Annotated in this window: 22 protein-coding genes and 1 pseudogene; 13 read left to right on the top strand and 10 right to left on the bottom strand. The window is 62.8% G+C overall.

What is annotated here, in order from left to right; translation table 11 throughout:
- Nucleotides 1-25: 25 nt before the first annotated feature.
- The gene (aspT, locus tag R2N11_RS18900; protein ID WP_316681979.1) at nucleotides 26-1711 is read right to left on the bottom strand and encodes an aspartate-alanine antiporter; all 1686 of its coding nucleotides are present in this window, start codon (nucleotides 1709-1711) and stop codon (nucleotides 26-28) included.
- Between the two features lie 347 nt (nucleotides 1712-2058).
- Here aspT and R2N11_RS18895 point away from each other — a divergent pair, with 347 nt between their 5' ends.
- Nucleotides 2059-2256, top strand: a complete 198-nt coding sequence (locus tag R2N11_RS18895; protein ID WP_199027815.1) for a hypothetical protein — start codon at nucleotides 2059-2061, stop codon at nucleotides 2254-2256.
- Between the two features lie 36 nt (nucleotides 2257-2292).
- Here R2N11_RS18895 and R2N11_RS18890 read toward each other — a convergent pair whose 3' ends face one another.
- Both R2N11_RS18890 and R2N11_RS18885 read right to left on the bottom strand, forming a co-directional pair.
- Nucleotides 2293-2835: a surface-adhesin E family protein gene (locus tag R2N11_RS18890; protein WP_199027813.1), complete on the bottom strand. Its 543-nt coding sequence runs from the start codon at nucleotides 2833-2835 to the stop codon at nucleotides 2293-2295.
- Between the two features lie 65 nt (nucleotides 2836-2900).
- The gene (locus R2N11_RS18885; protein ID WP_316681978.1) at nucleotides 2901-3773 is read right to left on the bottom strand and encodes a D-amino-acid transaminase; all 873 of its coding nucleotides are present in this window, start codon (nucleotides 3771-3773) and stop codon (nucleotides 2901-2903) included.
- Between the two features lie 175 nt (nucleotides 3774-3948).
- On the opposite strand from R2N11_RS18885, the gene R2N11_RS18880 reads away from it, so the two are divergent.
- Complete coding sequence (locus R2N11_RS18880; RefSeq protein ID WP_199027809.1) at nucleotides 3949-4458, top strand: GNAT family N-acetyltransferase; 510 nt, start codon at nucleotides 3949-3951, stop codon at nucleotides 4456-4458.
- A 105-nt stretch (nucleotides 4459-4563) separates the two neighbouring features.
- Nucleotides 4564-4902, top strand: coding sequence for a hypothetical protein (locus tag R2N11_RS18875; RefSeq protein WP_316681977.1), 339 nt, complete (start codon nucleotides 4564-4566; stop codon nucleotides 4900-4902).
- Between the two features lie 18 nt (nucleotides 4903-4920).
- Here R2N11_RS18875 and R2N11_RS18870 read toward each other — a convergent pair whose 3' ends face one another.
- The 4 genes from R2N11_RS18870 to R2N11_RS18855 form a co-directional block, all read right to left on the bottom strand.
- Complete coding sequence (locus R2N11_RS18870; RefSeq protein ID WP_316681976.1) at nucleotides 4921-5664, bottom strand: ABC transporter ATP-binding protein; 744 nt, start codon at nucleotides 5662-5664, stop codon at nucleotides 4921-4923.
- An 11-nt stretch (nucleotides 5665-5675) separates the two neighbouring features.
- Nucleotides 5676-7502 (bottom strand): branched-chain amino acid ABC transporter ATP-binding protein/permease, encoded by a 1827-nt coding sequence (locus R2N11_RS18865; RefSeq protein WP_199027803.1) that lies wholly within the window; start codon nucleotides 7500-7502, stop codon nucleotides 5676-5678.
- 4 nt (nucleotides 7503-7506) lie between these two features.
- On the bottom strand, nucleotides 7507-8559 hold the full coding sequence (locus R2N11_RS18860; protein ID WP_316681975.1) for a branched-chain amino acid ABC transporter permease: 1053 nt from the start codon (nucleotides 8557-8559) through the stop codon (nucleotides 7507-7509).
- A 123-nt stretch (nucleotides 8560-8682) separates the two neighbouring features.
- Entirely contained in the window at nucleotides 8683-9567 is an 885-nt protein-coding gene (locus R2N11_RS18855) for an IclR family transcriptional regulator (RefSeq protein ID WP_316682081.1), read from the bottom strand.
- A gap of 292 nt (nucleotides 9568-9859) precedes the next feature.
- Between R2N11_RS18855 and R2N11_RS18850 the strand changes: the two genes are divergently transcribed.
- The 5 genes from R2N11_RS18850 (at nucleotide 9860) to prfH (ending at nucleotide 14824) form a co-directional block, all read left to right on the top strand.
- Nucleotides 9860-10819 (top strand): MBL fold metallo-hydrolase, encoded by a 960-nt coding sequence (locus R2N11_RS18850; protein WP_316681974.1) that lies wholly within the window; start codon nucleotides 9860-9862, stop codon nucleotides 10817-10819.
- 72 nt (nucleotides 10820-10891) lie between these two features.
- The gene (locus tag R2N11_RS18845) at nucleotides 10892-12571 is read left to right on the top strand and encodes an FAD-dependent oxidoreductase (protein WP_316681973.1); all 1680 of its coding nucleotides are present in this window, start codon (nucleotides 10892-10894) and stop codon (nucleotides 12569-12571) included.
- Nucleotides 12572-12601: 30 nt separating this feature from the next.
- Nucleotides 12602-12808, top strand: coding sequence for a DUF2783 domain-containing protein (locus R2N11_RS18840; RefSeq protein WP_199032582.1), 207 nt, complete (start codon nucleotides 12602-12604; stop codon nucleotides 12806-12808).
- 262 nt (nucleotides 12809-13070) lie between these two features.
- Nucleotides 13071-14201, top strand: coding sequence for an RNA ligase RtcB family protein (locus tag R2N11_RS18835; protein WP_316681972.1), 1131 nt, complete (start codon nucleotides 13071-13073; stop codon nucleotides 14199-14201).
- Nucleotides 14201-14824 carry a peptide chain release factor H gene (gene prfH / locus R2N11_RS18830; RefSeq protein ID WP_199032580.1) on the top strand — a complete coding sequence of 208 codons (624 nt, stop codon included), beginning with the start codon at nucleotides 14201-14203 and terminating at the stop codon, nucleotides 14822-14824. The genes R2N11_RS18835 and prfH overlap by 1 nt, the downstream gene beginning before the upstream one ends.
- Here the strand turns inward: prfH and R2N11_RS18825 are convergent.
- The gene (locus R2N11_RS18825) at nucleotides 14821-15873 is read right to left on the bottom strand and encodes an aldo/keto reductase (protein WP_199032579.1); all 1053 of its coding nucleotides are present in this window, start codon (nucleotides 15871-15873) and stop codon (nucleotides 14821-14823) included. The two genes, prfH and R2N11_RS18825, sit on opposite strands and share 4 nt — an antisense overlap.
- Before the next feature lie 323 nt (nucleotides 15874-16196).
- Between R2N11_RS18825 and R2N11_RS18820 the strand changes: the two genes are divergently transcribed.
- Nucleotides 16197-17462, top strand: coding sequence for a glutamate carboxypeptidase (locus tag R2N11_RS18820; protein WP_316681971.1), 1266 nt, complete (start codon nucleotides 16197-16199; stop codon nucleotides 17460-17462).
- A 44-nt stretch (nucleotides 17463-17506) separates the two neighbouring features.
- Here the strand turns inward: R2N11_RS18820 and R2N11_RS18815 are convergent, their stop codons facing one another.
- Nucleotides 17507-18424 (bottom strand): LysR family transcriptional regulator, encoded by a 918-nt coding sequence (locus R2N11_RS18815; protein ID WP_316681970.1) that lies wholly within the window; start codon nucleotides 18422-18424, stop codon nucleotides 17507-17509.
- Between the two features lie 147 nt (nucleotides 18425-18571).
- Between R2N11_RS18815 and R2N11_RS18810 the strand changes: the two genes are divergently transcribed.
- Genes R2N11_RS18810 through fahA form a run of 3 tightly spaced genes read left to right on the top strand, consistent with a single transcriptional unit; the run spans nucleotide 18572 to nucleotide 22678 of the window.
- Nucleotides 18572-19960 (top strand): MFS transporter, encoded by a 1389-nt coding sequence (locus tag R2N11_RS18810; protein WP_316681969.1) that lies wholly within the window; start codon nucleotides 18572-18574, stop codon nucleotides 19958-19960.
- Nucleotides 19961-20017: 57 nt separating this feature from the next.
- Entirely contained in the window at nucleotides 20018-21364 is a 1347-nt protein-coding gene (gene hmgA / locus R2N11_RS18805) for a homogentisate 1,2-dioxygenase (protein WP_316681968.1), read from the top strand.
- Nucleotides 21365-21412: 48 nt separating this feature from the next.
- On the top strand, nucleotides 21413-22678 hold the full coding sequence (gene fahA, locus R2N11_RS18800; RefSeq protein ID WP_316681967.1) for a fumarylacetoacetase: 1266 nt from the start codon (nucleotides 21413-21415) through the stop codon (nucleotides 22676-22678).
- Nucleotides 22679-22898: 220 nt separating this feature from the next.
- Here the strand turns inward: fahA and R2N11_RS18795 are convergent, their stop codons facing one another.
- The gene (locus tag R2N11_RS18795; RefSeq protein WP_316681966.1) at nucleotides 22899-23942 is read right to left on the bottom strand and encodes a right-handed parallel beta-helix repeat-containing protein; all 1044 of its coding nucleotides are present in this window, start codon (nucleotides 23940-23942) and stop codon (nucleotides 22899-22901) included.
- A gap of 240 nt (nucleotides 23943-24182) precedes the next feature.
- Between R2N11_RS18795 and R2N11_RS18790 the strand changes: the two are divergent.
- Nucleotides 24183-24341 (top strand): annotated as a pseudogene (locus R2N11_RS18790) (fumarylacetoacetase); the annotation flags it as partial.
- Between the last annotated feature and the right edge of the window lie 151 nt (nucleotides 24342-24492).

The following is a 24492-nucleotide window of genomic DNA, read 5'->3' as shown; positions in this document are numbered from 1 at the left end:
GGCAGGCCGATGAGAGACGAGAGGCTCAGGCAAAGGCGATCACAAGCGGACCAAGCAAGGTCAGCAGCACGTTCGCCAGTGCGTAGGTAATGGCAAAGGGAATGGTCGGCACGCTGCTCTCGGCCTTCTCAAGCACGCCACCAAAGGCGGGGTTGGCCGAACGCGCGCCCGACAGTGCCCCCGCCAGCACGGCAACGTTGTCGTAACGGAGCACATAACGGCCAAACAGGTAGGTCAGGATCAACGGCACCATCGTGACGATCACGCCGGCAATGAAGATCGACACGCCGCTCTTCTGCAGCGTCGCCCACGCCTGCGCGCCGGAGCCCAGGCCCACGCACGCCACAAAGGCGGCCAAGCCCATGTCCTTGAGGATTTGCGATGCCGCATTCGGCAACTGGCCGAAGGTCGGGTGCTTGCCGCGCAGCCAGCCAAACACCAGCCCCGAGAGCAGCGCCCCGCCGCCGCTGCCCAGCGTGAGCGGAATACCGCCTACCTTCGCCACCAGCGTACCGATCAGCAAGCCGACCAGCACGCCCAGACCGAGATAAACGAAGTCCGTCTTGTCGCCGGGCGGCACGGGATAGCCGACTTCGGCAGACGCGCGCTTGATGTCGGACGGCGCCCCGTGCAGCGTGACGACATCACCGTGCAGCATGATGGTGCCGTCCAGCAGCGGTACAGCCTTGCCCATGCGCGTGATGCGCGCGATGTACACGCCGTGCTTCATGTCACGTGTGGCCTGTGCCTTCAACTCGCCCAGCGTCTTGTGGCTTGCGCCCTTGCGCGTGAACACGACGTCGCGCACCTGCAGCGGTTGATCCATGTCGGAAGACATGGCGGACTCGTCGCCCAGCAGCGTCCAGGCCCTGGCGGCGGCTTCGCGACGGCCGATCAGCAAGACGCGATCAGCGTGTTGCAGCTTCAACTTCGGCTCGATGGCGATTTCCTCGCCGTCGCGCAAGATGCGCTCGATGGTGATGCCGTCGTCCAGCGTGGTTTCGACTTCCGCCACAGTCTTGCCCGCGCCTGTGGTCACGTCGTACACGCGCCCGACCAGCGCCGGCAACGAGGCCACCTCGCCCTGCTCCAGCGGGCGCTTGCCGCCGGCCATTTCAAGCTCGGCTTTCTTGGCATCGTCGCGCAGCTCACGCCCCATCAGGCGCGGCAGAATGTTCACGCACATGATGATGGCGCCCAGGCTACCGAACACGTATGTCACCGCGTAGCCAATGGCCACGTTCGACTGTAGGTGAGCCACCTCATCGGCCGGCAAGCCCATGCGTGACAGGGCATCGCCCGCCGTGCCGATGACGGCCGACTGAGTCATGCCGCCCGCCGCAATGCCTGCAGTCAGCCCCTTGTCGAAGCCGAACAACTTGCCGCAGACAAGTATGGTGACCAGGCCGCTCACCGCAAGAAACACCGCCATGGCGATCTCGCGCAGCGTGCTGCGATTGAGGGAGCTAAAGAACTGCGGCCCGCTTTCGTAGCCGACCGCGTAAATGAAGAGCGCGAACATGATGCTCTTCACGCCAGAATCGATCGTCACGCCAAACTGGCTGATCAGCACCGCGGCAATCAGCGATCCGCCCACGCCGCCGATCTGAAACTTGCCGAAATTGATCTTGCCGACCGCGTAGCCAACGGCAAGCGACAGAAAGAGCGCCGTCTCCGGCACGCTTTTGAACACGGTGTGAATCCAATCCATTGGCAGCGACTCTCCGGAAGGTCTTACGGACTTGTCTGATTGACCAAACAAACAGACATCACATGGTGCGCCACACTGTGCGGCGCACAACACGCTCGTGGACCTTAGAAGCTACACATCGGTGATGTCAATTTCACAAAATTTAACTGCCACAGCACAGATTTCGTGTTTTGCATTAGAAGATTGCGCCCAACGCAAACGTTGACGTACCTGCATCTCGCTGCAATCATCGTCCATCAATAACATCGCTGACGGCCCGCCACGACCTGGCGCCCGGACAGCCCGAGCCGCCGGCTTCGCGCAAACCGCGACGCCCGGTCATCGATACAAAAGACAGGGACAAGACGATGAAAAGCAAAGTGGTGGTCTACGGACCGCTCTACGGGAAGTGGTACGCGATTCTGGTCAACGACGGCGTGGCCGAAGAATCGAATCAGTTCGGATCGTACGAAGCCGCCATGGGCTTCGCCTCAAACCGATATCCGGAGCTTGAGCAGGAGCGACAGCCCTACGCGCGGGGCCGCGAGGAAGAAGTGCAGGTCTGAGGCAGCGCATCAACGCTGCCTGTGCGCTTTCGTATATCAGTGCGACTGCACTGAGCAGAAACGCCCCGCAATCCAGTCGAACACGCTGCCCTCGCGAAGCGAGCGGCTTTGCGCGTCTTCACCGTAGCGGATCTGGTACAGAGGGTTGCCACCGGCATTACGCGTGCGGTAGAGCGTCTGCGCAATCACCGTGTAGGTGCGCTGCGCGCAGTCGAGCACCACCTGCTTGACCGAAGAACGGATCGGCTGGCCGTCTGACGTCTTGATCGTGAAATCGGGTAGGACGTTGCGCAACAGCTTGAAATGGACGGTGGGCGTGCCGGCTTGCGCCTCGACCTGCGGCTTGACCGATTGCTTGTCGACGTATGACACCACGCCAGTGGCGCCTACGAAGCGGCGCCAGCGATCATCGTCGCTGGCGCGCTCGGGCGCTGCGGATGCGGCAGGGCTTGCGGACACGGCCGGCGCAGCCGCCGACGTGGAGTCGGTTTGAGCAAACACGGGCATTGCTGCCCACTGTGCAACAACCAATAGGGTTGCTGCAATGGCGCGTTGCGGGCGCCAGCCTCCTGTCTTCATGGGTGGTCTCGCCTTGCTGCAAAAACTGAGCGGGCGATTCTACCGCGTCGGCCCAACCGTTCTCGTCACATCTGGTCGACGGGTTCGGCTGCGTCAATACCGGCAAACCGCAGATACAGCGTGCGCAGCGCCTGCGTCAGCGGGCCCGGCTGGCCGTTACCGATCTTGACGCCATCAATGGAAGCCACCGGCATCACGAACGTCGATGCGCTGGTGTAGAACGCCTCGGCCGCCTGTTGGGCTTCCTGCACGGTGAAGGTGCGCTCCTCCAGCGTCAGGCCATGCTCACGCGCCAGCGCCATGATTGACACGCGGGTGATGCCCGGCAGAACGGCATTCGACAGCGGGCGCGTGATCAGGCGCTTGTCTGCGGTGATGATGAACGCCGTGGACGACGCGCCTTCGGTCACGCGGTCGCCATCGGTCATCCAGGCTTCGTGGGCACCAGCGGCGGCGGCCATCTGCTTGGCCATCACCTGCGGCAGCAGGCCGACGCTCTTGATATCACAGCGCTTCCAGCGCAAGTCCGGCACCGTCACCACGGTCGCACCCTTGCGCGCGAGCGGGCTGTCGACAATGGTTTTGACTTGCGTAAAAGCCACGGCTGTCGGCGTGATCTTGGCGGGAATGCCAAAGTCGCGCTCGGCCACGCCGCGCGTAACCTGCATGTAGACGACACCCTCGTCCAGACCATTGCGTGCCACCAGCTCTTCGCACACGCGTGTCCATTCAGCCTCGGTGCATGGGTTCTCGATGTCGATCGCGGATAGCGAGCGCGTCAGGCGCGCGAGGTGCGCATCGCTGTCGACAAGCTTGCCGCGCGCGACGGCGGTCACTTCGTAAATGCCATCGGCAAAGGTGAAACCACGGTCCATGATGGAGACGGTAGCCTCGGCGGCGGGCACATATTGGCCGTTCAGGAAGACGATTCGGGACATGCTGGGAGGAGGAGATTCAAGGCGGGCGGGACTGCCCTGCCAAGGAATCTAAAGCATACGTGGGCCACACCGCGAATAACGTTTTGCGCCCGGGTTATGCGCAAACGGCATGAGGCGCCAGAAGCGTCCGGTAAACTTGCGGGTTTTCCGGATGCTTCCCGCCCCCTTGCCCGCCATGTCCGACCTCATCATCCGACCTGTAGCCGATACCGATCTGCCTGGCATTCTGGCCGTGCAGCGGGCGTGTTACGGGGATGGGTTCCTGGAGCCTGGCGATGCCCTCGCCAGCCGCTGGGCGCGCAGCCCGGCCATGTGCCTGGTCGCGCTGGATGGCGCAGCGGTGGTCGGCTACCTGCTCTCACATGCATGGCACGCATGGGCGCCGCCCAAACTGCACGTACCACTGCCGGCGGCAGATGCAGCGGACGTACTCTGGTTTGTGCATGACATGGCGATTGCACCGGCAGGCCGCGGCCAGTGCCTCGGCGAGCGACTGTACGCAACCGCGTGCACCAGCGCCCAGGCACAGGGCCTGCGCCAATCACGCCTGGTAGCAGTGCAAGGCGCCGATGCCTTCTGGCGCCGTCTCGGCTACCAATCCGCCGACATTGACAGCACACAGCTGGCGGCATTGCGCACCATCTACGGCGACGACGCCGAGTTGATGGAGCGCCCATTGTCCTGAGCGCCCGCCTCGTCACTCCGTTACAATTCGTAACGCTCGTATATCTTCTGTAAGACTGCTCGCGCTCGGTTCGAATACAGTGCGGCCGTCTTGAGGAATTCCCACATGCATAAGAACTTGGCGCTGTATGCGCTGGCCGCTATTGCGGCGCTGTCGTCCCAGGCCGTCCTGGCCCGAGTCAATGTCGATATCGGCATTGGCGTGCCGGGGCCGGTGTACGTTGCACCTGCGCCGGTCTATGCGCCAGCACCGGTCTACGCACCGCCTCCGCCGCCCGCTTACTACGCACCACCTGTCTATGTGGCACCGCAGCCGGTGGTGGTTGCGCCGCCCGGCTACTACGAAGACCCGCGTGCCCGCGCATGGCAGGAACAGCAGTGGCGCGAGCAGCGCTGGCGTGAGCGCGAATGGCGCAAGCACCATCGCTATCACGACGACGATTGATTTCGCTCTCGGCGGCGATCAAGCCGCCTTCTTTGCCAGTCCCAGGTAGGTCTCGATCACGCGCGGGTTGACGGCCAGTTCCTGCGCTGGGCCTTCGAGCGTCATGTCCCCGGTTTCCAGCACATAGCCGTAGTCGGCCACCTGCAGGGCAGCGCGCGCGTTCTGTTCGATCAGCAGCGTCGCCACGCCGGTTTTGCGCAGGTCGCTGATGATGTGGAAGATCTCTTTCACGATGAGCGGCGCAAGGCCAAGGCTCGGCTCGTCCAGCATCAGCAACTGCGGCTTGGCCATCAGCGCACGCCCCACGGCCAGCATCTGGCGCTCGCCGCCGGAGAGCGTGCCAGCTTCCTGCACACGGCGCTCCTTCAGGCGCGGGAAGAGGTCGTAGACCACGTCCATCTGGTCGAGATAGTTACGTTCACCCGCGCGCTTGCGACGGTAGGCGCCGAGCACAAGGTTGTCTTCCACGCTCATGGTGGCAAACAGTTCGCGCTTTTCCGGCACGAGGCACATGCCGCGCGCCACGCGCTTCTCCACCGGTAGCCCGGTCAGGTTATGACCGAGATACGAAACCACGCCGTTGGCCGACCCCGTGGTCGGCAGCGCGCCCATGATGGCGCCCAGCATGGTCGATTTGCCCGCGCCGTTCGGGCCAATGACGGTGACGATCTGCCCCGCTTCCACCTTCAGGTTCGCGCCGTGCAGCGCTTCCACCTTGCCGTAGCGGACGTGCAGGTCCTTCACTTCGAGAATGATCGACATGCGCGTTCTCCTTATTCCACGCCGCCCAGATAGGCTTCAAGTACTGCCGGGTTTTGCTGCACTTCCTGCGGCAGCCCTTCGGCGATCTTGGTGCCGAACTCCATCACGACAAGCCGATCGGTCAGGTTCATGACAAAGTCCATGTCGTGCTCGACCAGCAGCACGCTCATGCCCTCCGCCTTCAACTTGGTGAGCAGTGCGGCCAGGGCCTGCTTCTCCTTGTAACGCAGGCCGGCTGCGGGTTCGTCAAGCAACAGCAGTGCCGGGTCGCAGCACAGCGCGCGGGCGATCTCCAGAATCCGTTGCTGGCCAAGTGCCAGGCTGCCGGCTTCCTGATACATGCAATCAGCCAAGCCCACACGCTCCAGCTGGCGGCGCGCTTCGAACAGCAGCTTCTGCTCTTCAGCCTGGTTCATGCGCACCACGCTGGCAAGCACCCCACCCTGCGCTGCGAAATCACCACGCAGGTGGGCGCCGAGCGCCACGTTCTCGAGCACCGTCATGCCAGACAGCAGTTGCACATGCTGGAAGGTACGGCCGATGCCGCGCTTGACGATCTCGCGCGAGGGCTTGCCGCTGATCTGCTCGCCTCGGTAAAGTACCTCGCCGCGCGTGACGGGCAGTACGCCGGTAACAAGGTTGAAGGTAGTCGACTTGCCGGCGCCGTTCGGGCCGATCAGGCCGATGATCTCGCCGGCCCTGACCTGGAAGCTGACATCGTTCACGGCAACGAGGCCACCGAACTCCTTGCGCGCGGCACGCACGTCGAGAATCAACTCACCCGCTTTCGGCTTCTCGCGCAGCGGCAGCTCCGGTGCCTCGTCCGGCGCGCGAGCTGTCGGCGCAGAGGGAAACAGTTTGCGGATGAACGGCCACACACCGTCACGCGCGTACTGCAGCAGCAACACCAGCAGCACGCCGAACACGATGATCTCGAAGTTGCCGTTGGAGCCCAGCAGACGCGGCAGAATGCTCTGCAGGCTGTCCTTGAGGATGGTCAGCAAACCCGCACCGAGCACCGCACCCCACACGTGGCCAACACCACCGACCACCGCCATGAACAGGTATTCGATGCCATAGTTCAGACCAAACGGCGTCGGGTTCACCGCGCGCTGCAGGTGTGCATAAAGAAAGCCTGAGATGCACGCCAGCACTGCCGCAAACACGAAGATCACCACCTTCATCCACGCCGTGTTCACGCCCATCGCCTCGGCCATCGTGCCGCCCCCCTTGAGCGCGCGAATGGCACGGCCCGGGCGCGAGTTCAGCAGGTTCTGCACCGCCAGCACCGCCACCACCACGACCGCCCAGATCAGGTAGAACATCTCGCGCCCGGTCTGCAATGGCTTGCCAAGCAAGTTCAGCACGGGAATGCCGTTCAGCCCGTCGTACTTGCCCAGAAACTCCAGATTGCCGAACAGGAAAAACAACGACAACCCCCAGGCAATCGTCGCCAGCGGCAGGTAGTGACCCGACATGCGCATCGTGATGAGCCCGATCACATAGGCGCAAACCATCGTGATGACCAGCCCCGCGAGCAAGCCAAGCCACGGAGACAACCCGTACTGTGTGGTCAGATACGCCGTGCTGTACGCACCCAGGCCGACAAACGCCGCCTGCCCAAACGAGGTCAGCCCGCCGACCCCCGTGAGCAGCACAAGACCTAGCGCGACAAGGCTATAGAGCCCGATGTAGTTCAACAGCGTGATCCAGAACTCGGGCGTGGGCACCACAGGAATCAGCGCCAACACCACCACAAACACGGCGGTCAGCACACGGTTGCGCGAGAGCCAGCCGCGCTGGCCAGCCTGGTCGGAAGATTTGGTGAGCGTGGTCATCGGCTTATTCCTCTTCTTCGACGTGCTTGGTGGTGAGCGACCGCCACAGCAGCACGGGGATGATCAGCGTGAACACGATCACCTCCTTGAACGCCGACGCCCAGAACGATGAGTACGACTCCAGCAATCCCACCAGCAGCGCGCCCAGAGCAGCCACCGGATAGCTGACCAGGCCGCCCACGATGGCACCCACGAACCCCTTCAGGCCGATCAGGAAACCAGACTCGTAGTAGACCGTGGTGAGCGGCGCGATCAGAACGCCGCACAGCGCGCCCAGTGCCGCGGCCAGCGTAAAGGCCAAGCGCCCGGCTTGCGTGGTGCCGATGCCAACCAGCCGCGCCCCCAACCGGTTCACGGCCGTGGCACGCAACGCCTTGCCCGACACCGTACGTCCAAAGTAGAAGTACAGCGCCACAATCATCAGCAGCGACACCGCCACCACCCACAGGCTCTGGCCTGACACCGAGAGCGCGCCCAGATCGAAGCGCGCATCCGAGAAGGCATCGGTACGCGAGCCTTCCGCGCCGAACATCACGAGACCCAGCCCCACCATCGCAAAGTGCACCCCCACCGAGACGATCAGCAGCACCAGGGTGCTCGCTTCGGCCAACGGCTCGTAGGCTAGGCGGTAGATCATGGGCCCCATCGGAATGACGATGAGCAGCGCGAGCGCCACCTGCACGGCCATCGGCAACGTCATTGGCGCAAGCATGCTGGCTGCGGCGTACACCGCCAGCGGAAAGACCAAGTACTTGCCCGCGTAGATCGCACCCGTGCGCAACGCATGCAGGCGTAGTTCGGGTTGCAACAGCGTGCGGCCCATCTCGACGAGAAAGGTCAGCACACCGAGGACAACGAGCATCGACGCAGACAGCGGCGCCTTGTTTGCCTGAATGGCCGCCAGCGTGAGCGCGCCATAGGCGACGAACTCCCCCTGCGGGATGAAGATCACGCGCGTGACCGAAAACACCAGTACGAGCGCCAATGCCAGGAGCGCGTAGATCGCGCCCGATGTCACGCCGTCCTGCGCCAGGATGGCGGCAATCGACAAGTCCATGAGTCTCCTCGTTCTTGTAGTCATGGCATTCGCGCAGGCTGCAGGCCGCACGAGGGGGCACCACGATTTACGAGATAGTAAATTTCTTACGAAAGGATGAAATTGGCGAGAACCCTAAGCCCGCTAACGCGGTACGCGTGCTCGACGGGCGCTCGCCTTGGCGGGTTCGGGTGCCGGCGCCTGTAGCATCGCAGAAAGCTGTGTCACGAAGGCACGCAGCGTGGCTTCGTGCTCGCCGCCGCGTTCCGCATGAAAGAGCGGCTCCAGGTTCAGCGCGATGAGTACCAACGCCAACTGCCCGCGCTCGCCAAACACCGGCAATGACAGCGCGCTCACCCCAGGCAACAGGCTGCCCGAGACCCATGACGCGCCCTCCCGGCGAATGTCTTCACACAGGCGGTAGTAGTCCGTCAGCGAGCGCGGCAGACCCGGCAGATCGTCGCTGCCGCGCTTGTGCAGTTCACGCTCGACCAGCGGCAGCGTCTGCTCGATCGGCAGATACGCACCGAACAGGCGGCCAGTGGCGGAATTGAGCATCGGCATGACATCCCCGATGCGCAGGTTCACGCCAGGTGCGCCGCCGGCTTTTTCCCAGTGCACAACGGTTGGGCCACGATCGCTCCACACAGCAATGCCGATGGTGTGGCCGGTCTGGTCACGCACACCAGCCAGCAAAGGCCGCGTGCGGATGATGGCATCGGTGCGGTTGAGGCTCGCCAACCCCAGGCGCAGCGCAAAGGGCCCAAGCTCATAACGGCCGGTAAGCGGGTCTTGCGAGACAGCCCCCACGCGCTGCAGGCTCACCAGGTAGCGATGCGCCTTGGACGGATGCATGCCCGCCGCACGTGCCAGATCACCCAGTGCCATCGCGCGCATGGCATGCGTCAGCGCCACCAGCAATTGAGCGCCGACCTCGATGGACTGAATGCCGGAGCGGTCGCGATTTGCGCGCGCATCGTCAGCATCGCCATCGGGTGGCAGGTCGTCTTCGACTTCAGTGGTCTCCATGTCCTCGTGGGGCGCAAGTTGGGTAGCACCGGGCAGTGCCGGAGCCGACAAGTGCTGCGAGCGTAGCATGCGGACCGCCGCTGTTAACGGCGTTTTAATTTTTATGCATTGTAGAAACAATGCTTCTAATCATAATCAACGTATACCCTAGGCGCGCCACCCAACCGTGCAGTCTATGATTGCCAACGTTCGGTTTTTCCTGACATCAGCGTGCCTCCAACCACGCGCTCACGGCATCTTCACGCCGAAACAAATTCCCCAAAACGTAATTCACTACGACAGGAGTGACAGAATGGCCAAAGCCTTCGCCTCGCAAGCCGACCTCGAGGCCAAACAAGTCACCTTCACCCAGCTCTCCCCCAACGCCTACGCCTACACCGCCGAGGGCGATCCGAACTCGGGCGTCATCATCGGCGACGACTCGGTGCTGATCGTGGACACCACCGCCACGCCGGCGATGGCGCAGGACCTGATCGCGCGCATCCGCGCCATTACCGACAAGCCGATCAAGCATGTGGTGCTGTCGCACTACCACGCAGTGCGCGTGCTGGGCGCGTCGGCCTACTTTGCTGAAGGTGCACAGAACATCATCGCCAGCCGCGGCACGTACGAAATGATCGTCGAGCGCGGTGAAGCGGATATGAAGTCAGAAATCGAACGCTTCCCGCGTCTGTTTGCCGGCGTGGAAACCGTGCCCGGCCTGACCTGGCCGACGCTGGTGTTCGAGCGCGAACTCACGCTGTTCCTCGGCAAACTGGAAGTGAAGATCCTGCACCTGGGCGCCGGCCACACGAAGGGCGACACGGTGGTGTGGATTCCGTCGCAGAAGGTGCTCTTCTCGGGTGATCTGGTCGAATATGATGCCGCCTGCTACTGCGGGGACGCGCAGCTCGAAGAGTGGCCCGCCACGCTGGATGCGCTGCGTGCGCTCGGCGCCGACAAGCTCGTGCCCGGCCGCGGCCCGGCGCTGCTGAACCCCGCCGAAGTCGACAAGGGCCTCGCCTACACGCGCGATTTCGTCTCGACGCTGCTTGAACGCGGCAAGGAAGCTGTCGCGCAGAAGATGGACCTCAAGGCCGCCATGGCCCACACCCGCGCCGCGATGGACCCGAAGTTCGGCCACGTCTTCATCTACGAACACTGTCTGCCGTTTGACGTGACGCGTGCCTTTGATGAAGCCAGCGGCATCAAGCACCCGCGCATCTGGACGGCCCAGCGCGATCAGGAGATGTGGGCCGCGCTGCAGAACTGACAGCGCACTTCTGCCGTGAACTGATTCCACCAACAAAGCGGCGGCCAAGACCGTCGCGGGTGCGAGCGAGACATGAACCCCGATTTCCAGAACCGTGTTTTTTCGTACGCGCCGTGCGTTGAACAACAGCCTGGCGCAGCGACCAAATCACGCCCTGTCGTGATCGTCGGCGCGGGGCCCGTTGGCCTCGCCACGGCCATTGACCTGGCGCAGCAGGGCGTGCCTGTCGTCGTTGTGGATGACGATTGCACGCTGTCCACCGGCTCGCGTGCCATCTGCTTTTCCAAGCGCTCGCTGGAGATCTTCGACCGCCTTGGCTGCGGCGACCGCATGGTCGACAAGGGCGTGAGCTGGAACGTTGGCAAGGTCTACCTCAAGAATGAACTGCTCTACAGCTTCGACCTGCTGCCCGAAGCGGGCCACCATCGCCCGGCCTTCATCAACTTGCAGCAGTACTACGTCGAGGGCTTCCTTGCTGAACGCGCCCAGGCGCTGCCCAACATCGAGCTGCGCTGGAAGAACAAGGTGACAGGGCTCACGCAGGATGCGGACGGCGTGACGATCACCATCGAGACGCCCGACGGCACCTACACACAGCGCGCGCAATACGTGGTCGCCTCCGATGGTTCACGCAGCCCCGTGCGCCACATGATGGGCCTCGAAGCCCACGGCCAGACGTTCAAGGACCGCTTCCTGATCGCCGATGTGCGCATGGACGCGCCGTTCCCAAGCGAGCGTTGGTTCTGGTTCGATCCCCCATTCCACCCGAATCAATCGGTGCTGCTGCACCACCAGCCAGACAACGTCTGGCGCATCGACTTCCAGCTCGGCTGGGACGCCGACCCGGTGGCCGAGAAGCAACCCGAGCGCGTCATCCCGCGCGTGCGCGCATTGCTGGGCGAAGGCGTCGATTTCGAACTGGAATGGGTCAGCGTCTATACGTTCTCATGCGAGCGCATGGACCGCTTCCGTCACGGCCGTGTGCTGTTCATCGGCGATGCGGCGCACCGTGTGTCGCCCTTCGGCGCGCGTGGTGCCAACAGCGGTCTGCAAGATGCCGAGAACCTCGCGTGGAAGCTGCGCATGGTCCTCAATGGCGACGCCCCCGACACGTTGCTCGACACCTACGCCAGCGAACGCGAATTTGCCGCCGATGACAACATCCGTCACTCCACGCGCTCAACCGATTTCATCACGCCAAAAAGCGCTGTCAGCCGGCTCTTTCGCGACGCCACGCTGCGGCTGGCCAAGCACTACCCGTTTGCGCGCACGCTGGTCAACAGCGGGCGCCTGTCGATGCCGACGGTGCTCGAAGGCTCACCGCTGCTGACACCCGATGAGGCGCCGTTTGCCGGCACGCTGGTGCCAGGTGCCGTTGCCCTGGACGCGCCGGTACGCGGTGCCGATGGCCGCGCAGGCTGGCTGCTCTCCCACATGCGCGACGGCTTTACCGTGCTGCGTTTCTGTGGTGCCGGCGAGCATGTGGATGCGCTGCCCCTGCCCACGCTGGCGATCTTCCCTTCCGGTGGCAAGGGCATGACCTCGGCCAACGTGACCGCGCTCGAAGACGTCGACGGACTTGTCGCACAACGCTATGACGCACGGCCCGGCACGACCTACCTGATCCGCCCGGACCAGCACGTCTGCGCACGCTGGCGCGCGTTCGACCCTGCCAAGCTGACGGCTGCCGCGCTTCGCGCCAGCGGCCAGGCCGCACCCGCCGCAACGCCACGCGCCACCGCGATCGTCTGAACCGAGCGCCTGAGCACAACGCCGACCACCATGCCGCTGAACACCCAACCCAACCTGCCCCGCCCCGACGATTTCTACGAGGCGTTGATCGACACGCACCGCAACCTGAGCGACGAGCAAAGCGCGATGCTCAACGCGCAGCTCATCCTGCTGCTCGCCAACCACATCGGCGACATGGCGGTGCTGCGCGAAGCGTTGGCGGCAGCGCGGCTGGCGCTTCCAGCAGGCACCGTGTGAGCACCATCGCGTTTCAACAATCCAACACTCGTACCTCACCGCACTTGCGACCGCGCAAAGTGCGGTGCTAGTATCCGCCCCGCTTACCGATCAATCACTTTGCACAGGAGGAAAAAAAATCATGCGTCACCTTGCTTTCCCCTTTGCAGGCCCTTGCCTGGGTTGATCGAATCTCTCGCGCTGTAGCTCACAGCGTCTTCGCATTGCCCTGGGCCCCGGCCTGCCACATCAGACGTTTTTTCAGACCTGATATGGAACATTCATGGGCAACTGCATCTTGCATTTGTTCGATGGCGGCACCCTGATCGCCTCGGACGACACCTGGATCGAAGGCGATGCGATCCGACAACTTCAAACCACCAAAGCACTCGACGGCATGCGCCATGTGGCTGGCATGCCCGACCTGCATCCGGGCCGCGGCTACCCCGTGGGCGCAGCGTTCTTCTCGGTCGCCCGCCTGTATCCGGCGCTGATCGGCGGTGACATCGGCTGCGGCATGACCCTGTGGGCGACGGACATCGAGGCCAACAAGGTCAGCCTGGACAAGCTCGACAAGCGGCTCGGCAACATCGACACGCCACTCGACGAAAGCTGGCGAGAACTGGTGGCGGCATTGGCTCCAGTGGGCACCGGTTTTGATGCCGCACTGGGCACCATCGGTGGTGGCAACCACTTTGCCGAACTGCTGCGCGTGGATACCATCTACGACGAAGCGGCTGGCATCTCCTTGAACCCGCGGCAGCTTCTGCTGCTGGCACACAGCGGCTCGCGCGGGCTGGGCCAGGCAATCTTGGAAGAACAAGTGCGCGCGCACGGCCACAGCGGGCTGTCGCAAGACGACCCGGCGTGCGCGGCCTATCTGGAGCGCCATGACACGGCGCTGCGCTTTGCCAAGGCCAACCGCGAGCTGATCGCGCGCCGCATGCTGGACCGCCTGCACGCGCAGGGCAAACCGCTGCTCGATGTGCATCACAACTTTGTTGCACCGGCCACGGTCCATGGCGAACGCGGCTGGCTGCACCGCAAGGGCGCAACGCCGTCGGATGCAGGTGTAGTCGTCATCCCTGGTTCACGCGGAGACTATAGCTACCTCGTCGCCCCGCTGCCGAGCGAACATGGCCTGTTCTCGCTCGCGCACGGCGCGGGCCGCAAATGGATGCGCAGCGACTGCAAGGACCGCCTCGTGCGACGCTTCACGCCAGCGCAACTCAACCGGACCAAGCTCGGCAGCCACGTCATTTGCGAAGACAAGCAGTTGATTTATGAAGAGGCACCCGAAGCCTACAAGTCGATCGACAGCGTGATCGCACCTTTGGTGGACGCTGGCTTGGTTAAGGTGCTCGCGCGCCTGCGCCCGGTGCTGACCTACAAGACGCGTGGGGAGTGCTGCTGATGGTGTTGCTGCAATTCTCTTCTGCGCAGGGGCCGGCGGAATGCGAGCTGGCGGTCGTGAAAGCGCTGGCGACCCTGCAACGTGAGTCAGCACAGGCCGGCGTGCAAGTCGAGCTGCTCGACCAGGAGGACGGCACACGCCCCGGCACGCTGCGTTCTGCGCTGGTCAGCCTGGAGGGCGATGCTGAAGACGCCGTGGCGCGCGCATGGGAGGGCACGATTCAATGGACGTGCCCAAGCCCCTATCGCCCGCGGCACGCACGCAAGAACTGGTTCTTCGGCGTGGCACGTTGCGCGGCGCCGTCTGAAACACTACCCGGCGAGATCCGCTTTGAGACGACGCGCTCGTCCGGCCCGGGCGGGCAGCATGTGAACAAGACGGAATCCGCCGTGCGCGCCACGCACGTCGCAACGGGCATCAGCGTAAAGGTGCAGACAGAGCGCAGCCAGCACGCCAACAAGCGGCTGGCCGTGCTGCTGCTTGCACACAAGCTGGCAGACCATGACGCGGCAATCCATGCTGCGCAGCGCGCGGAACGGCGCACGCTCCATCATCAGGTGGAGCGCGGTAACCCGCGCCGTGTGTTCAAGGGCGAACGGTTCGAGGCCGCGCCAGGTGCTTAGCGACCAGCCTGCCGCGTGCCGGCAAGCTGGCCGCGCCGGTACTCACCCTGGCGCTCCAGCATCCAGCCGGGGTATTCGGCCGGGAGTTTGCTCAGACCATCGAGCTGCGCCAACTCTTGCGCCGTCAGCTCAACCTTGGTGGCGGCAATGTTGTCATCAAGCTGCTCGACCTTTTTGGCACCGACAATCACGCTGGTCACCACGCGCTGGTGCAGCAGCCAGGCCAGCGCAATCTGTGCAACCGACACGCCGCGCGCATCAGCCATGACACGCATGGCATCGATGCAGGTGTAGGCACGCTCGCGGTCCACCGGTGGGAAATCGAATGTCGTGCGGCGGCTGCCCTGCTCGCCCTGTTGCTCGCGCGTGTACTTGCCGCTGAGCAGGCCACCGGCCAGCGGGCTCCACACCATCAGGCCCAGGCCTTCGCTCTGCAGCATCGGCACCAGTTCGCGCTCCAGATCACGGCCAGCGATGGTGTAGTACGCCTGCAGGCTTTCGAAGCGCGCGCAACCAAGGCGCTCCGCAATCCCCAGCGCCTTGACGATCTGCCAGGCGGCCCAGTTCGAGACACCGGCATAGCGCACGTGCCCCTGCTGCACCAGTGTGTCGAGCGCACGCACGGTTTCCTCGATCGGTGTGGCCGGGTCGAAGCCGTGGATCTGGTAGAGATCAATGTGATCGAGCTGCAGTCGCTTCAGGCTGGCCTTGACGCCGTCCATGATGTGCAAGCGCGTGGCGCCGCGTGCGTTCGCGCCTTCGCCGGTCTGGCCAAACACCTTGGTGGCCACAACCACGCTATCGCGCGGCACCTTCAGATTTTTGAGCGCCTGCCCGGTGATCCTTTCCGACACGCCGTTCGAATACACATCCGCCGTATCGATAAAGTTGATGCCAGCCTCAAGCGAGCGGCCGATCAACCGTTCAGCGTCGGCTTGCTGCAGGTCGCCAATGTGCTGCCAGATGCCGTCATTGCCGCCAAAGGTCATCGTCCCCAGGCACAGTTCCGATACGAACAGGCCTGTCCGTCCCAACATGTTGTAGCGCATGTGATCCACTCCGGTACGTGGTGATTGAATGCCGAGCACACAGGCTCGCGCATTGGAAGCAGCGCAGAGGATAGGACGGATTGGTCAACCGTGCAGGGCACAGCATTCTGGTGGTTTTTTGGGGCTCGCCGCTCGATGCTTGCAAACCAACGTGTGGCGGCAACTGGTGCGCTTTGCATACCCGATTGGAAAGCGCTTGACGCTCCAGCAAGCGTCCTCTCCTGCGCACCTTGCGAAAACCCAGTGCGATAATTCCTCGCGATTGTTGATCGGCGCGACGCGCACCCGCTTCACAATCGCTCCCTCCATCAGAATAAACAGCTATGAAAATGAGACAACTGGTGCCACTGGCAGCGGCATTGGCCTGCGCCACCTCCGCCACCGCATTCGCACAGCCCGCCAAGGCAGCCAACGCCGATAGCGCCTTGCTCCAAGCCGCGCAACAGCGCAAGGATGCCTTCGTCAAAGACCTGGCCACGCTGGTCAATATCGACACCGGCACCGATGATGCCAATGGGCTGGCCAAAGTCGAGGCGATCCTCGCACAACGTTTGAAAGACCTCGGCGCCAGCGTCGAAGTCGTTGCCGCGCCGCCGGCTGCAGGCAAAGCCGTGATTGGCAAGCTGCAAGGCACCGGCACGCAGAACATCATGCTGATGATTCATTACGACACCGTGTTCGGCGTGGGCGAGGCCGCCAAGCGCCCGTTCAAGATCACCAGCAACAAAGCTACCGGCCCCGGCGTGGCCGATGCCAAGGGCGGTGCGCTGATGATCCTCTACGCGCTGGAGATCGCCCGCGAGCGCGGCTTCAAGGACTACAAGACGCTGACCGTGCTGTTCAACCCCGATGAGGAAAAAAGCTCGCTCGGCTCACGCAGCCTGATCACCAAGCTGTCAGCCGATCAGGATTACGTGCTGGTGTATGAGCCGCCCGAGGCCGATGTGGTGACAGTGGCCACCAACGGCATCGCCTATGTGCATCTGGACGTAAAGGGCCGTGCATCGCACGCAGGCTCGGCACCGGAAGCCGGCCGCAATGCCGCGCTGGAACTGTCCAACCAGATCGTGCAGCTCAAGGATCTGGGCGACCCGGCCAAGGGCACCACGGTCAACTGGACGGTGGTCCGCTCGGGCGAGCGCGTCAACATCATCCCCGAGGCGGCCTCCGCTACCGCTGACATGCGCATGGCCGACGTGGCCGAAGTGCAGCGCGTGCAGGCCGATGCCGACAAGATCATCCAGAAGAAGCTGATTGCCGACACCGAGGTCAAGGTCAAGGTGGAGAACCGCCGCCCGCCGTTCAGCCGGAATGCCGACAGCGACCGCCTGGCCGCTGCTGCCGATGGCATCTACAAGGAGTTGGGCAAGTCGATCAAACCGGTCGCCATGCGCTACGGCACCGATGCCGGCTTCGCCTACCACCCGAACGGTGGCAAGCCCGTCGTGTTGGACGGCATGGGCATCGTTGGCGACCGGCTGCACTCGTCAGACGAATGGGCCGACCTCGACAGCGTGGTGCCGCGCCTGTACCTGACGGTGCGCATGATGGAGGTCATGGGCAAGAGCAAGGGCAAGCTCGCCGATTGATTCGGCCCGCCGAGTCATCTCTGCGGATGCGGGGATGACTCACGCTACCCGTCTAATTCTGCAAACCGCTGCGCAACCAGATTGCGCAACCACTGATTGCCGGCATCCTGATGGAAGCGCCGGTGCCAGAACACATTGGTCTGCAGCGCCGGCAGCTTGAGCGGCGGCGCCACAAACTGCAGCCCGAACGGCGGCGCGGCGCGCTCGGCCAGCTTGCGCGGCACCGTTACGACCAGGTCCGTGGTGCTGACGATGTACGGCACCGCAACGAAGTGCGGCACCGAAAAGCGCGCCGACTGCGTGATCCCCGCCTTATCCAGCAGCGGCCCGATGGCGTTGTACGGGCTGGCTGAACTCGCCACCACAAGGTGCGATGCGGCGCGAAAGCGCTCCAATGTCAGCTCGCCATCCGATAGCGCATGGCCGTGCCGGAACATCGTCACGTAGCCCTGCTGAAACAGGCGGCGCTGGAAGATGCTCTCGCCTGACAGGTCATCAAACGCGCCGATGGCGAGGTCGATCGCCCCCGCCTCCATCTCCGCCTTCATGTCGAACCCGCCGGCGCGCAGGGTATCGATGCGCACGCCGAGTGCCTGCTCGGCACACAGCTGCGCCAGTACGGGCATGAAATACACCTCGCCGACGTCGCTCATGGCAATGGTGAAGGTGCGCGTCGAACTGGCCGCTTCAAAGTGCGTGCGCTGGCCCAGGGCCCGCTGCAGCGTATCCAGCGCCATGGCGACCGGCTCGGCCAGTTGCTCGGCAAGTGCGGTTGGCATCATGCCGCGTGGGGTGCGCACGAACAGCTCGTCGTCGAAGGTCTGGCGCAGGCGGGCCAGGGCATTGCTCACCGCCGGCTGCGACAGGCCGAGCCGGTCCGCCGCCACGGAAATGCGCTTCTCACGCAGGATTTCCTGAAAGACCACCAGGAGGTTCAGATCCACATCGCGCAGATTGAGCATGCGGCGCCTCAATATTCACAATATCAATAGCATGCATTCTCGCATTGATATTTCAAATTTTCACGCAATCCGGACAATACGCGCACAACCAAAAGAACCAGAACGACAGAGCGGCCAAAGCAATCTTGCCGTCACCGGAGACCCTCCATGCGCCCAGCCCCCTCGCCTGCTGCCCCCATTGACCTTGCGCGCCTGATTGATCAGGGCAGGGTCGGCGGCTTCCAAATCCTGTTGCTCGCCATCTGCGGGCTGTGCCTGATCATCGATGGCTTTGACGTGCAGGCCATGGGCTACGTGGCGCCGGCCATCATCAAAGACTGGAACATCACCAAGGCGAGCCTCGGGCCGGTATTCGGTGCCGGGCTGTTCGGCATGCTGGTCGGCTCGCTCGTGTTTGGCGTGCTGGGCGATCGCTTCGGACGTCGACCAGTGCTGATCATCGCCACGTTCTTCTTTGCGGCTTGCATGCTGGCCACCACGCAGGTGGAAACGGTGCAGGCGCTGCTCGTTCTGCGCTTCATCACCGGCCTGGGGCTAGGCTGCATCATGCCCAACGCAATGGCGCTGGCCGGCGAGTTCAGCCCGGCGCGCTCGCGTGTGACGTGGATGATGCTGGTGTCGTGCGGCTTTACCGTAGGCGCGGCGCTGGGCGGGTTCGTGAGCGCGGCGCTGCTGTCACGCTTCGGCTGGCACGCGGTGTTCCTGGTCGGCGGTCTGGTGCCGCTCGTCATCGGCGCGATGATGGTGCTGTGGCTACCGGAATCCCTGCAATACCTTGTACTCAAGGGTGATCCACAAACGCGCCATCAGCGTCTTGCACGCTGGCTAGGCAAGCTCGCCCCGCAACTGCAAGTCAACGCGCAAACGCAGTTCGTGGTGCCGGAAGCGCCGGCGCGTGGCATGCCGGTCTCCGCGCTGTTCACGGAAGGCCGCGCCAAGGTCACGCTGGTGCTGTGGGTCATCAACTTCATGAACCTGATCGACCTGTATTTCCTGTCGAACTGGCTGCCAACGTTGATCCGTGATGCGGGCTACTCGACGGATACCTCGGTGCTGGTGGCGACCGCGCTGCAGGTGGGCGGCGTGATCGGCACGCTCACGCTCGGCCGGTTGATCGACCGTCTTGGCTTTGTACGCGTGCTGGCCGTGTGCTTCCTGATTGCCTGCGCCACCGTCGCGCTGATCGGCCATGTGGCGGCGGCGCTGCCAATGCTGGTGGCTGTGGTGTTTGTCGCCGGCTTCTGCATTGTCGGCGGGCAGCCTGCGGTGAATGCACTGGCCGCCACGTATTACCCGACCACGCTGCGCGCCACGGGCATTGGCTGGAGCCTGGGCGTGGGCCGCATCGGCTCTGTACTCGGCCCCGTGATCGGTGGACAACTGATTGCCATGCAGTGGACCAGCCCCGCGCTGTTTTCTGCTGCTGCGGTACCGGCACTGGTGTCGTTCGGCATGGTGCTCGTGCTCACGCTGGCCGCCAGTGGTCCGGACGCCGCACGATTTGCTGCACGCCAATCCGCACGCAATCCGGCTTGATGACGCTGTAACGACTACGCTTTCTTTTGACGCACCCCTCCAACTGAGGACCTCGCCATGAACATGCTCGCCCCGACGGCCAAGAACGCATTGACCCCCGCGTCGCTGGACCGCCCCGCTTACCAAAGCGGCTTCGGCAACGAGTTCGCCACCGAAGCCCTGCCGGGCGCGCTGCCGCACGGCCAAAATTCACCGCAGAAGGCACCGTATGGCCTGTATGCGGAGCAGATTTCCGGCACGGCCTTCACCGCACCGCGTGCGCACAACCGCCGCTCGTGGCTGTACCGCATCCGCCCGGGCGCTGTGCACCTGCCGTTCGAGGCCATTGCGCAGCAGCGCTTCCATAGCAACTTCAACGAAGTGCCGCCCTCGCCCAACCAGTTGCGCTGGGACCCGCTGCCCGCACCCGCCGCTGGCACGGATTTCGTAGACGGCATCGTCACCTTTGCAGGCAATGGCGGCCCCGACGCACAAACCGGCTGCGGTATCCACCTGTACGCCGCCAACGCGTCGATGACGGACCGCTTCTTCTACAACGCGGACGGCGAACTGCTGATCGTGCCGCAACAGGGTCGCCTGCGCCTGTTGACGGAGATGGGCGTGGTCGATGTCGAACCGCTGGAGATTGTTGTCGTCCCACGCGGCGTGCGTTTCCGCGTTGAGCTGCCGGACGACGAAGCGCGCGGCTACATCTGCGAGAACTTCGGTGCGATCTTCCGCCTGCCGGACCTGGGCGTGATCGGCTCAAACGGCCTGGCCAACCCGCGTGACTTCCTCACACCGCACGCCTGGTATGAAGACCGCGAAGGCGACTTTGAACTCGTCGCCAAATTCCAGGGCAACCTGTGGCGCGCGAAGATCGGCCACTCGCCGCTGGACGTGGTGGCCTGGCATGGCAACTTCGCGCCGTACAAGTACGACCTGCGCCTGTTCAACACCATCGGCTCGATCAGCTACGACCACCCGGACCCGTCGATCTTCCTGGTGCTGCAAAGCCCGTCCGACACGCCGGGCGTGGACACCATCGACTTCGTCATCTTCCCGCCCCGCTGGCTGGCGGCCGAGAACACGTTCCGCCCACCCTGGTTTCACCGCAATGTCGCCAGCGAGTTCATGGGCCTGATCCAGGGCGTATACGACGCCAAGGCTGAAGGCTTCGTACCGGGTGGCGCCAGCCTGCACAACTGCATGAGCGGTCACGGGCCGGATGCCGACACGTTCGAGAAAGCCAGCAATGGCGATACCACCAAGCCGCACAAGGTGGACGCGACGATGGCCTTCATGTTCGAGACGCCAGCGGTCATCCGCCCGACGCGCTTTGCAGCCGAATCCGCGCAACTGCAAGCCAAGTACTTCGAGTGCTGGCAGGGTCTGAAGAAGCATTTCGACCCGAGCAAGCGCTAAGCCGGCCTCAACGCAAGACAAGATCAACGACAACGCCCCCGACCCGACATGACCACACGACAACTGAGCTGGCTGGAATCCGCCAACACGCCCGAAACGCATTTCCCGCTGGAAAACCTACCGTTCGGCATCTTCTCCACCAAAGAGAACCCGTCGCCGCGCGCAGGTGTGGCGCTTGGCGATCAGGTGGTCGACCTTGGCGCGCTGGACGACGCCGGCCTGCTGCCCGCATCCACGCGCGGCGCGTTCCGTACCGGCACGCTCAACACCTTCATCGCCCTCGGCAAGCCGGTGTGGCATGAAACGCGCAAGAAGCTGCAGGCGCTATTTAGCGTGGCTGATACACACGTGCGCGACAACGCCACGCTGCACACTCGCGCGCTGGTGCCGCAATCGCATGCGGTGATGCACCTGCCGATCGACATTCCTGGCTACACGGATTTCTATTCGTCCAAGGAACACGCCACCAACGTCGGCCGCATGTTCCGCGACCCTGAAAATGCGCTGCTGCCCAACTGGCTGGAAATCCCCATCGGCTACAACGGCCGCGCCAGTTCGGTGGTGGTGAGCGGCACGCCGTTGCACCGCCCGATGGGCCAGATCAAGCTGCCGGATCAACCGCGCCCGATCTTCAGCGCCTGCCGCAAACTGGACTACGAGCTGGAGATGGCCTTCGTGGTCGGTAAGCCGAGTGCGCTGGGCGAAGCGATTTCCGTCGATGCTGCACCCGACTACATGTTCGGCGTGGTACTGCTCAACGACTGGAGCGCACGTGATATCCAGCAATGGGAATACGTGCCGCTGGGGCCGTTCAACGCCAAGACGTTCGGCACGTCGATCTCCCCATGGATCGTGACAATGGAAGCGCTGGAGCCGTTCCGCGTGGCCAACCCGGCGCAATCACCCGAGCCGCTGGAGTACCTGCGTCAAAGCCACCCCAACGCCTACGACATCGCGCTGGAAACCGCGCTGCGTCCGCACGGTGGCGCGCGCGCCACCATTGCCCGCACCAACTTCCGCGCGATGTACTGGACGATGGCGCAGCAACTGGCGCATCACACCGTGTCCGGCTGCAACGTGCGCGTGGGCGATCTGATGGGCTCTGGCACCATCAGCGGCACCACGCCCGATTCGTACGGCAGCCTGCTGGAGCTGACCGTCAACGGCAAGCAGCCGCTTGACCTGGGCAACGGCACCACGCGCGCCTTCCTGGAAGACGGCGATGAAGTCATCATGACCGGCTGGTGCCAGGGGGATGGCTATCGCGTGGGTTTTGGGGAAGTGCGTGGGGAAGTGCTCGCGGCACGGACATAAAGGAATAACAATCGCGTGTTTGCGAAGTAGATGGCAACTTCCTTGAGTAGACCCCGCTCCAGCGGGGCTTCTTTCTTCTGGAACGCATCATTCCAACGTCTTACGCTTCAATGATTGTTCTTGAACTGCCGTCCATGCAAATCAGCGCTTCGGCCGACAGGAAAAAGCCGCCCAAGTGGACGGCTCGTTACGGAGAGATAGAAAGCTTATGGTGTGACGATCAAACCGAAACCAGAGGCTGTGGGCTGATCATATAGCAGTCCACACAACCATCAGTAATGACGTTGTCCAGAATCTGCGGCGAGGCAGTTCTGGGCCGGATGAAGCCCGTGCGAATCGACTGCGTATAGACACCAACATTCACCGTATTATTCTTCGCTCGGGCCCCAACCACCATCGTGTCATAGCAATAGTTCAGCGTAACACCTGCCCCACATTGCTCACCACCAGAGTTAATGACACGGCTGTATTCCTGCCCTTCCAGCGCGATGCCCCACGTTGACTGGCCCGCTCCGATACCAGCAGTAGTACCTACGCAATAGCAATCGATGACAGTATTGTGTGCACCACCATTGTCCAGAAGAAGCATTGTACGACCTTGCCAGTTGGCCGTTGTAATTCGCTCGAACAGCCCATCATGGGACATGTGGATATGAATACCGACAGCTGAATCGCCCGTGAACTCCAAACTACGGAAGACTAAATTTCTAATAGGTTTGCATTTTGCAACGATTGCATTAGTCGGATGCGATCGTTTAATCTTTTTATTCAAAATTAAGGATCGCGCCGAAGTGTAGACTACGGACGCCACTTCCATAGGACCATCTACCGGTAGCAAATACTGCTCCGGATCAGTCGATGCTGATGAAATAAATACCCAATCACCCGGCGAATATAGAGAACCGTCGTTGACAAAAATTTCCGTGCGATCAGCGCTTGCGGTCTGAGTCAAATACCCCGCGCTATCCAGATTACCGTTGTACTCGAATGCGGCATAGCTGGGATCAGTCGGGGCAACCAGATTTCGCCCGATACCACTCGTATCGATTGTGACGGTGGAAAAGTTAGGTGATGGCTCAATAATCACACCATCGTAGGGGTTCTTGTTGGCATCCTGCAGACTAATAGGCGTACCGATAGGACAAGTATCGCCATCAATTTGTATCCAACGAAATCCTGTAGCTAAAAGTCCGCTGATTTGAGGACCGTTATCAGAATCAGGAGAAGGTGTGAAGATGTAGGGCGTTGAAGGGTAGATGCTCATGTTTCAGTTGTAATTTTAGTTTGGACAGCAGAATTGCTTGTGGTTGATTCCTCGACCTGTACGACTATTACCATCCTAACCATTTTTCCCGAGAAACTGTGGAGATATCTAATGCTCCACCTCTACGCGGATATCACCTAGCTGCTATGCATAGGTAGAGAGCATGTCCATCTCGTTTGCCGACGCAACAGTTCGCGCACCATGCTGGATTTGCGTCCTAACCGACTGACACCGCCCCTCAACGGCAAGCTGCCGCTGCAGCTCGGCAACGGCACCACGCGCGCCTTCCTGGAAGACGGCGATGAAGTCATCATGACCGGCTGGTGCCAGGGGGATGGTTATCGCGTGGGCTTTGGTGAAGTGCGTGGGGAAATCCTGCCAGCACGCAGTGTGAAGTAATGCATGATTGAGCAGCGGATTAAGAGTCCGCTGACACTGTACGCAAACAAGGGGTATCCACTTAGCTCCAGCTATGCCAGAATTACTGGATGGATATACAGGTAGAGCGGATATTACCCCCAGAACCGGGCAAGGACTACCCCCGCAACTG

The sequence above is a fragment of the Ralstonia flaminis genome (assembly GCF_958415495.1).
GTDB classification, from domain to species: Bacteria; Pseudomonadota; Gammaproteobacteria; order Burkholderiales; family Burkholderiaceae; genus Ralstonia; species Ralstonia flaminis.
The sequence above is the reverse complement of the archived record's forward strand: the minus strand, read 5'-3'. Positions and strand labels throughout refer to the sequence as shown.

Excerpts from the sequence above, each read along its gene's own strand:
- aspT (WP_316681979.1), bottom strand. The coding sequence starts at position 1,711 with ATGGATTGGATTCACACCGTGTTCAAAAGCGTGCCGGAGACGGCGCTC.
- R2N11_RS18895 (WP_199027815.1), top strand. The coding sequence starts at position 2,059 with ATGAAAAGCAAAGTGGTGGTCTACGGACCGCTCTACGGGAAGTGGTAC.
- R2N11_RS18890 (WP_199027813.1), bottom strand. The coding sequence starts at position 2,835 with ATGAAGACAGGAGGCTGGCGCCCGCAACGCGCCATTGCAGCAACCCTA.
- R2N11_RS18885 (WP_316681978.1), bottom strand. The coding sequence starts at position 3,773 with ATGTCCCGAATCGTCTTCCTGAACGGCCAATATGTGCCCGCCGCCGAG.
- R2N11_RS18880 (WP_199027809.1), top strand. The coding sequence starts at position 3,949 with ATGTCCGACCTCATCATCCGACCTGTAGCCGATACCGATCTGCCTGGC.
- R2N11_RS18875 (WP_316681977.1), top strand. The coding sequence starts at position 4,564 with ATGCATAAGAACTTGGCGCTGTATGCGCTGGCCGCTATTGCGGCGCTG.
- R2N11_RS18870 (WP_316681976.1), bottom strand. The coding sequence starts at position 5,664 with ATGTCGATCATTCTCGAAGTGAAGGACCTGCACGTCCGCTACGGCAAG.
- R2N11_RS18865 (WP_199027803.1), bottom strand. The coding sequence starts at position 7,502 with ATGACCACGCTCACCAAATCTTCCGACCAGGCTGGCCAGCGCGGCTGG.
- R2N11_RS18860 (WP_316681975.1), bottom strand. The coding sequence starts at position 8,559 with ATGGACTTGTCGATTGCCGCCATCCTGGCGCAGGACGGCGTGACATCG.
- R2N11_RS18855 (WP_316682081.1), bottom strand. The coding sequence starts at position 9,567 with ATGGAGACCACTGAAGTCGAAGACGACCTGCCACCCGATGGCGATGCT.
- R2N11_RS18850 (WP_316681974.1), top strand. The coding sequence starts at position 9,860 with ATGGCCAAAGCCTTCGCCTCGCAAGCCGACCTCGAGGCCAAACAAGTC.
- R2N11_RS18845 (WP_316681973.1), top strand. The coding sequence starts at position 10,892 with ATGAACCCCGATTTCCAGAACCGTGTTTTTTCGTACGCGCCGTGCGTT.
- R2N11_RS18840 (WP_199032582.1), top strand. The coding sequence starts at position 12,602 with ATGCCGCTGAACACCCAACCCAACCTGCCCCGCCCCGACGATTTCTAC.
- R2N11_RS18835 (WP_316681972.1), top strand. The coding sequence starts at position 13,071 with ATGGGCAACTGCATCTTGCATTTGTTCGATGGCGGCACCCTGATCGCC.
- prfH (WP_199032580.1), top strand. The coding sequence starts at position 14,201 with ATGGTGTTGCTGCAATTCTCTTCTGCGCAGGGGCCGGCGGAATGCGAG.
- R2N11_RS18825 (WP_199032579.1), bottom strand. The coding sequence starts at position 15,873 with ATGCGCTACAACATGTTGGGACGGACAGGCCTGTTCGTATCGGAACTG.
- R2N11_RS18820 (WP_316681971.1), top strand. The coding sequence starts at position 16,197 with ATGAAAATGAGACAACTGGTGCCACTGGCAGCGGCATTGGCCTGCGCC.
- R2N11_RS18815 (WP_316681970.1), bottom strand. The coding sequence starts at position 18,424 with ATGCTCAATCTGCGCGATGTGGATCTGAACCTCCTGGTGGTCTTTCAG.
- R2N11_RS18810 (WP_316681969.1), top strand. The coding sequence starts at position 18,572 with ATGCGCCCAGCCCCCTCGCCTGCTGCCCCCATTGACCTTGCGCGCCTG.
- hmgA (WP_316681968.1), top strand. The coding sequence starts at position 20,018 with ATGAACATGCTCGCCCCGACGGCCAAGAACGCATTGACCCCCGCGTCG.
- fahA (WP_316681967.1), top strand. The coding sequence starts at position 21,413 with ATGACCACACGACAACTGAGCTGGCTGGAATCCGCCAACACGCCCGAA.
- R2N11_RS18795 (WP_316681966.1), bottom strand. The coding sequence starts at position 23,942 with ATGAGCATCTACCCTTCAACGCCCTACATCTTCACACCTTCTCCTGAT.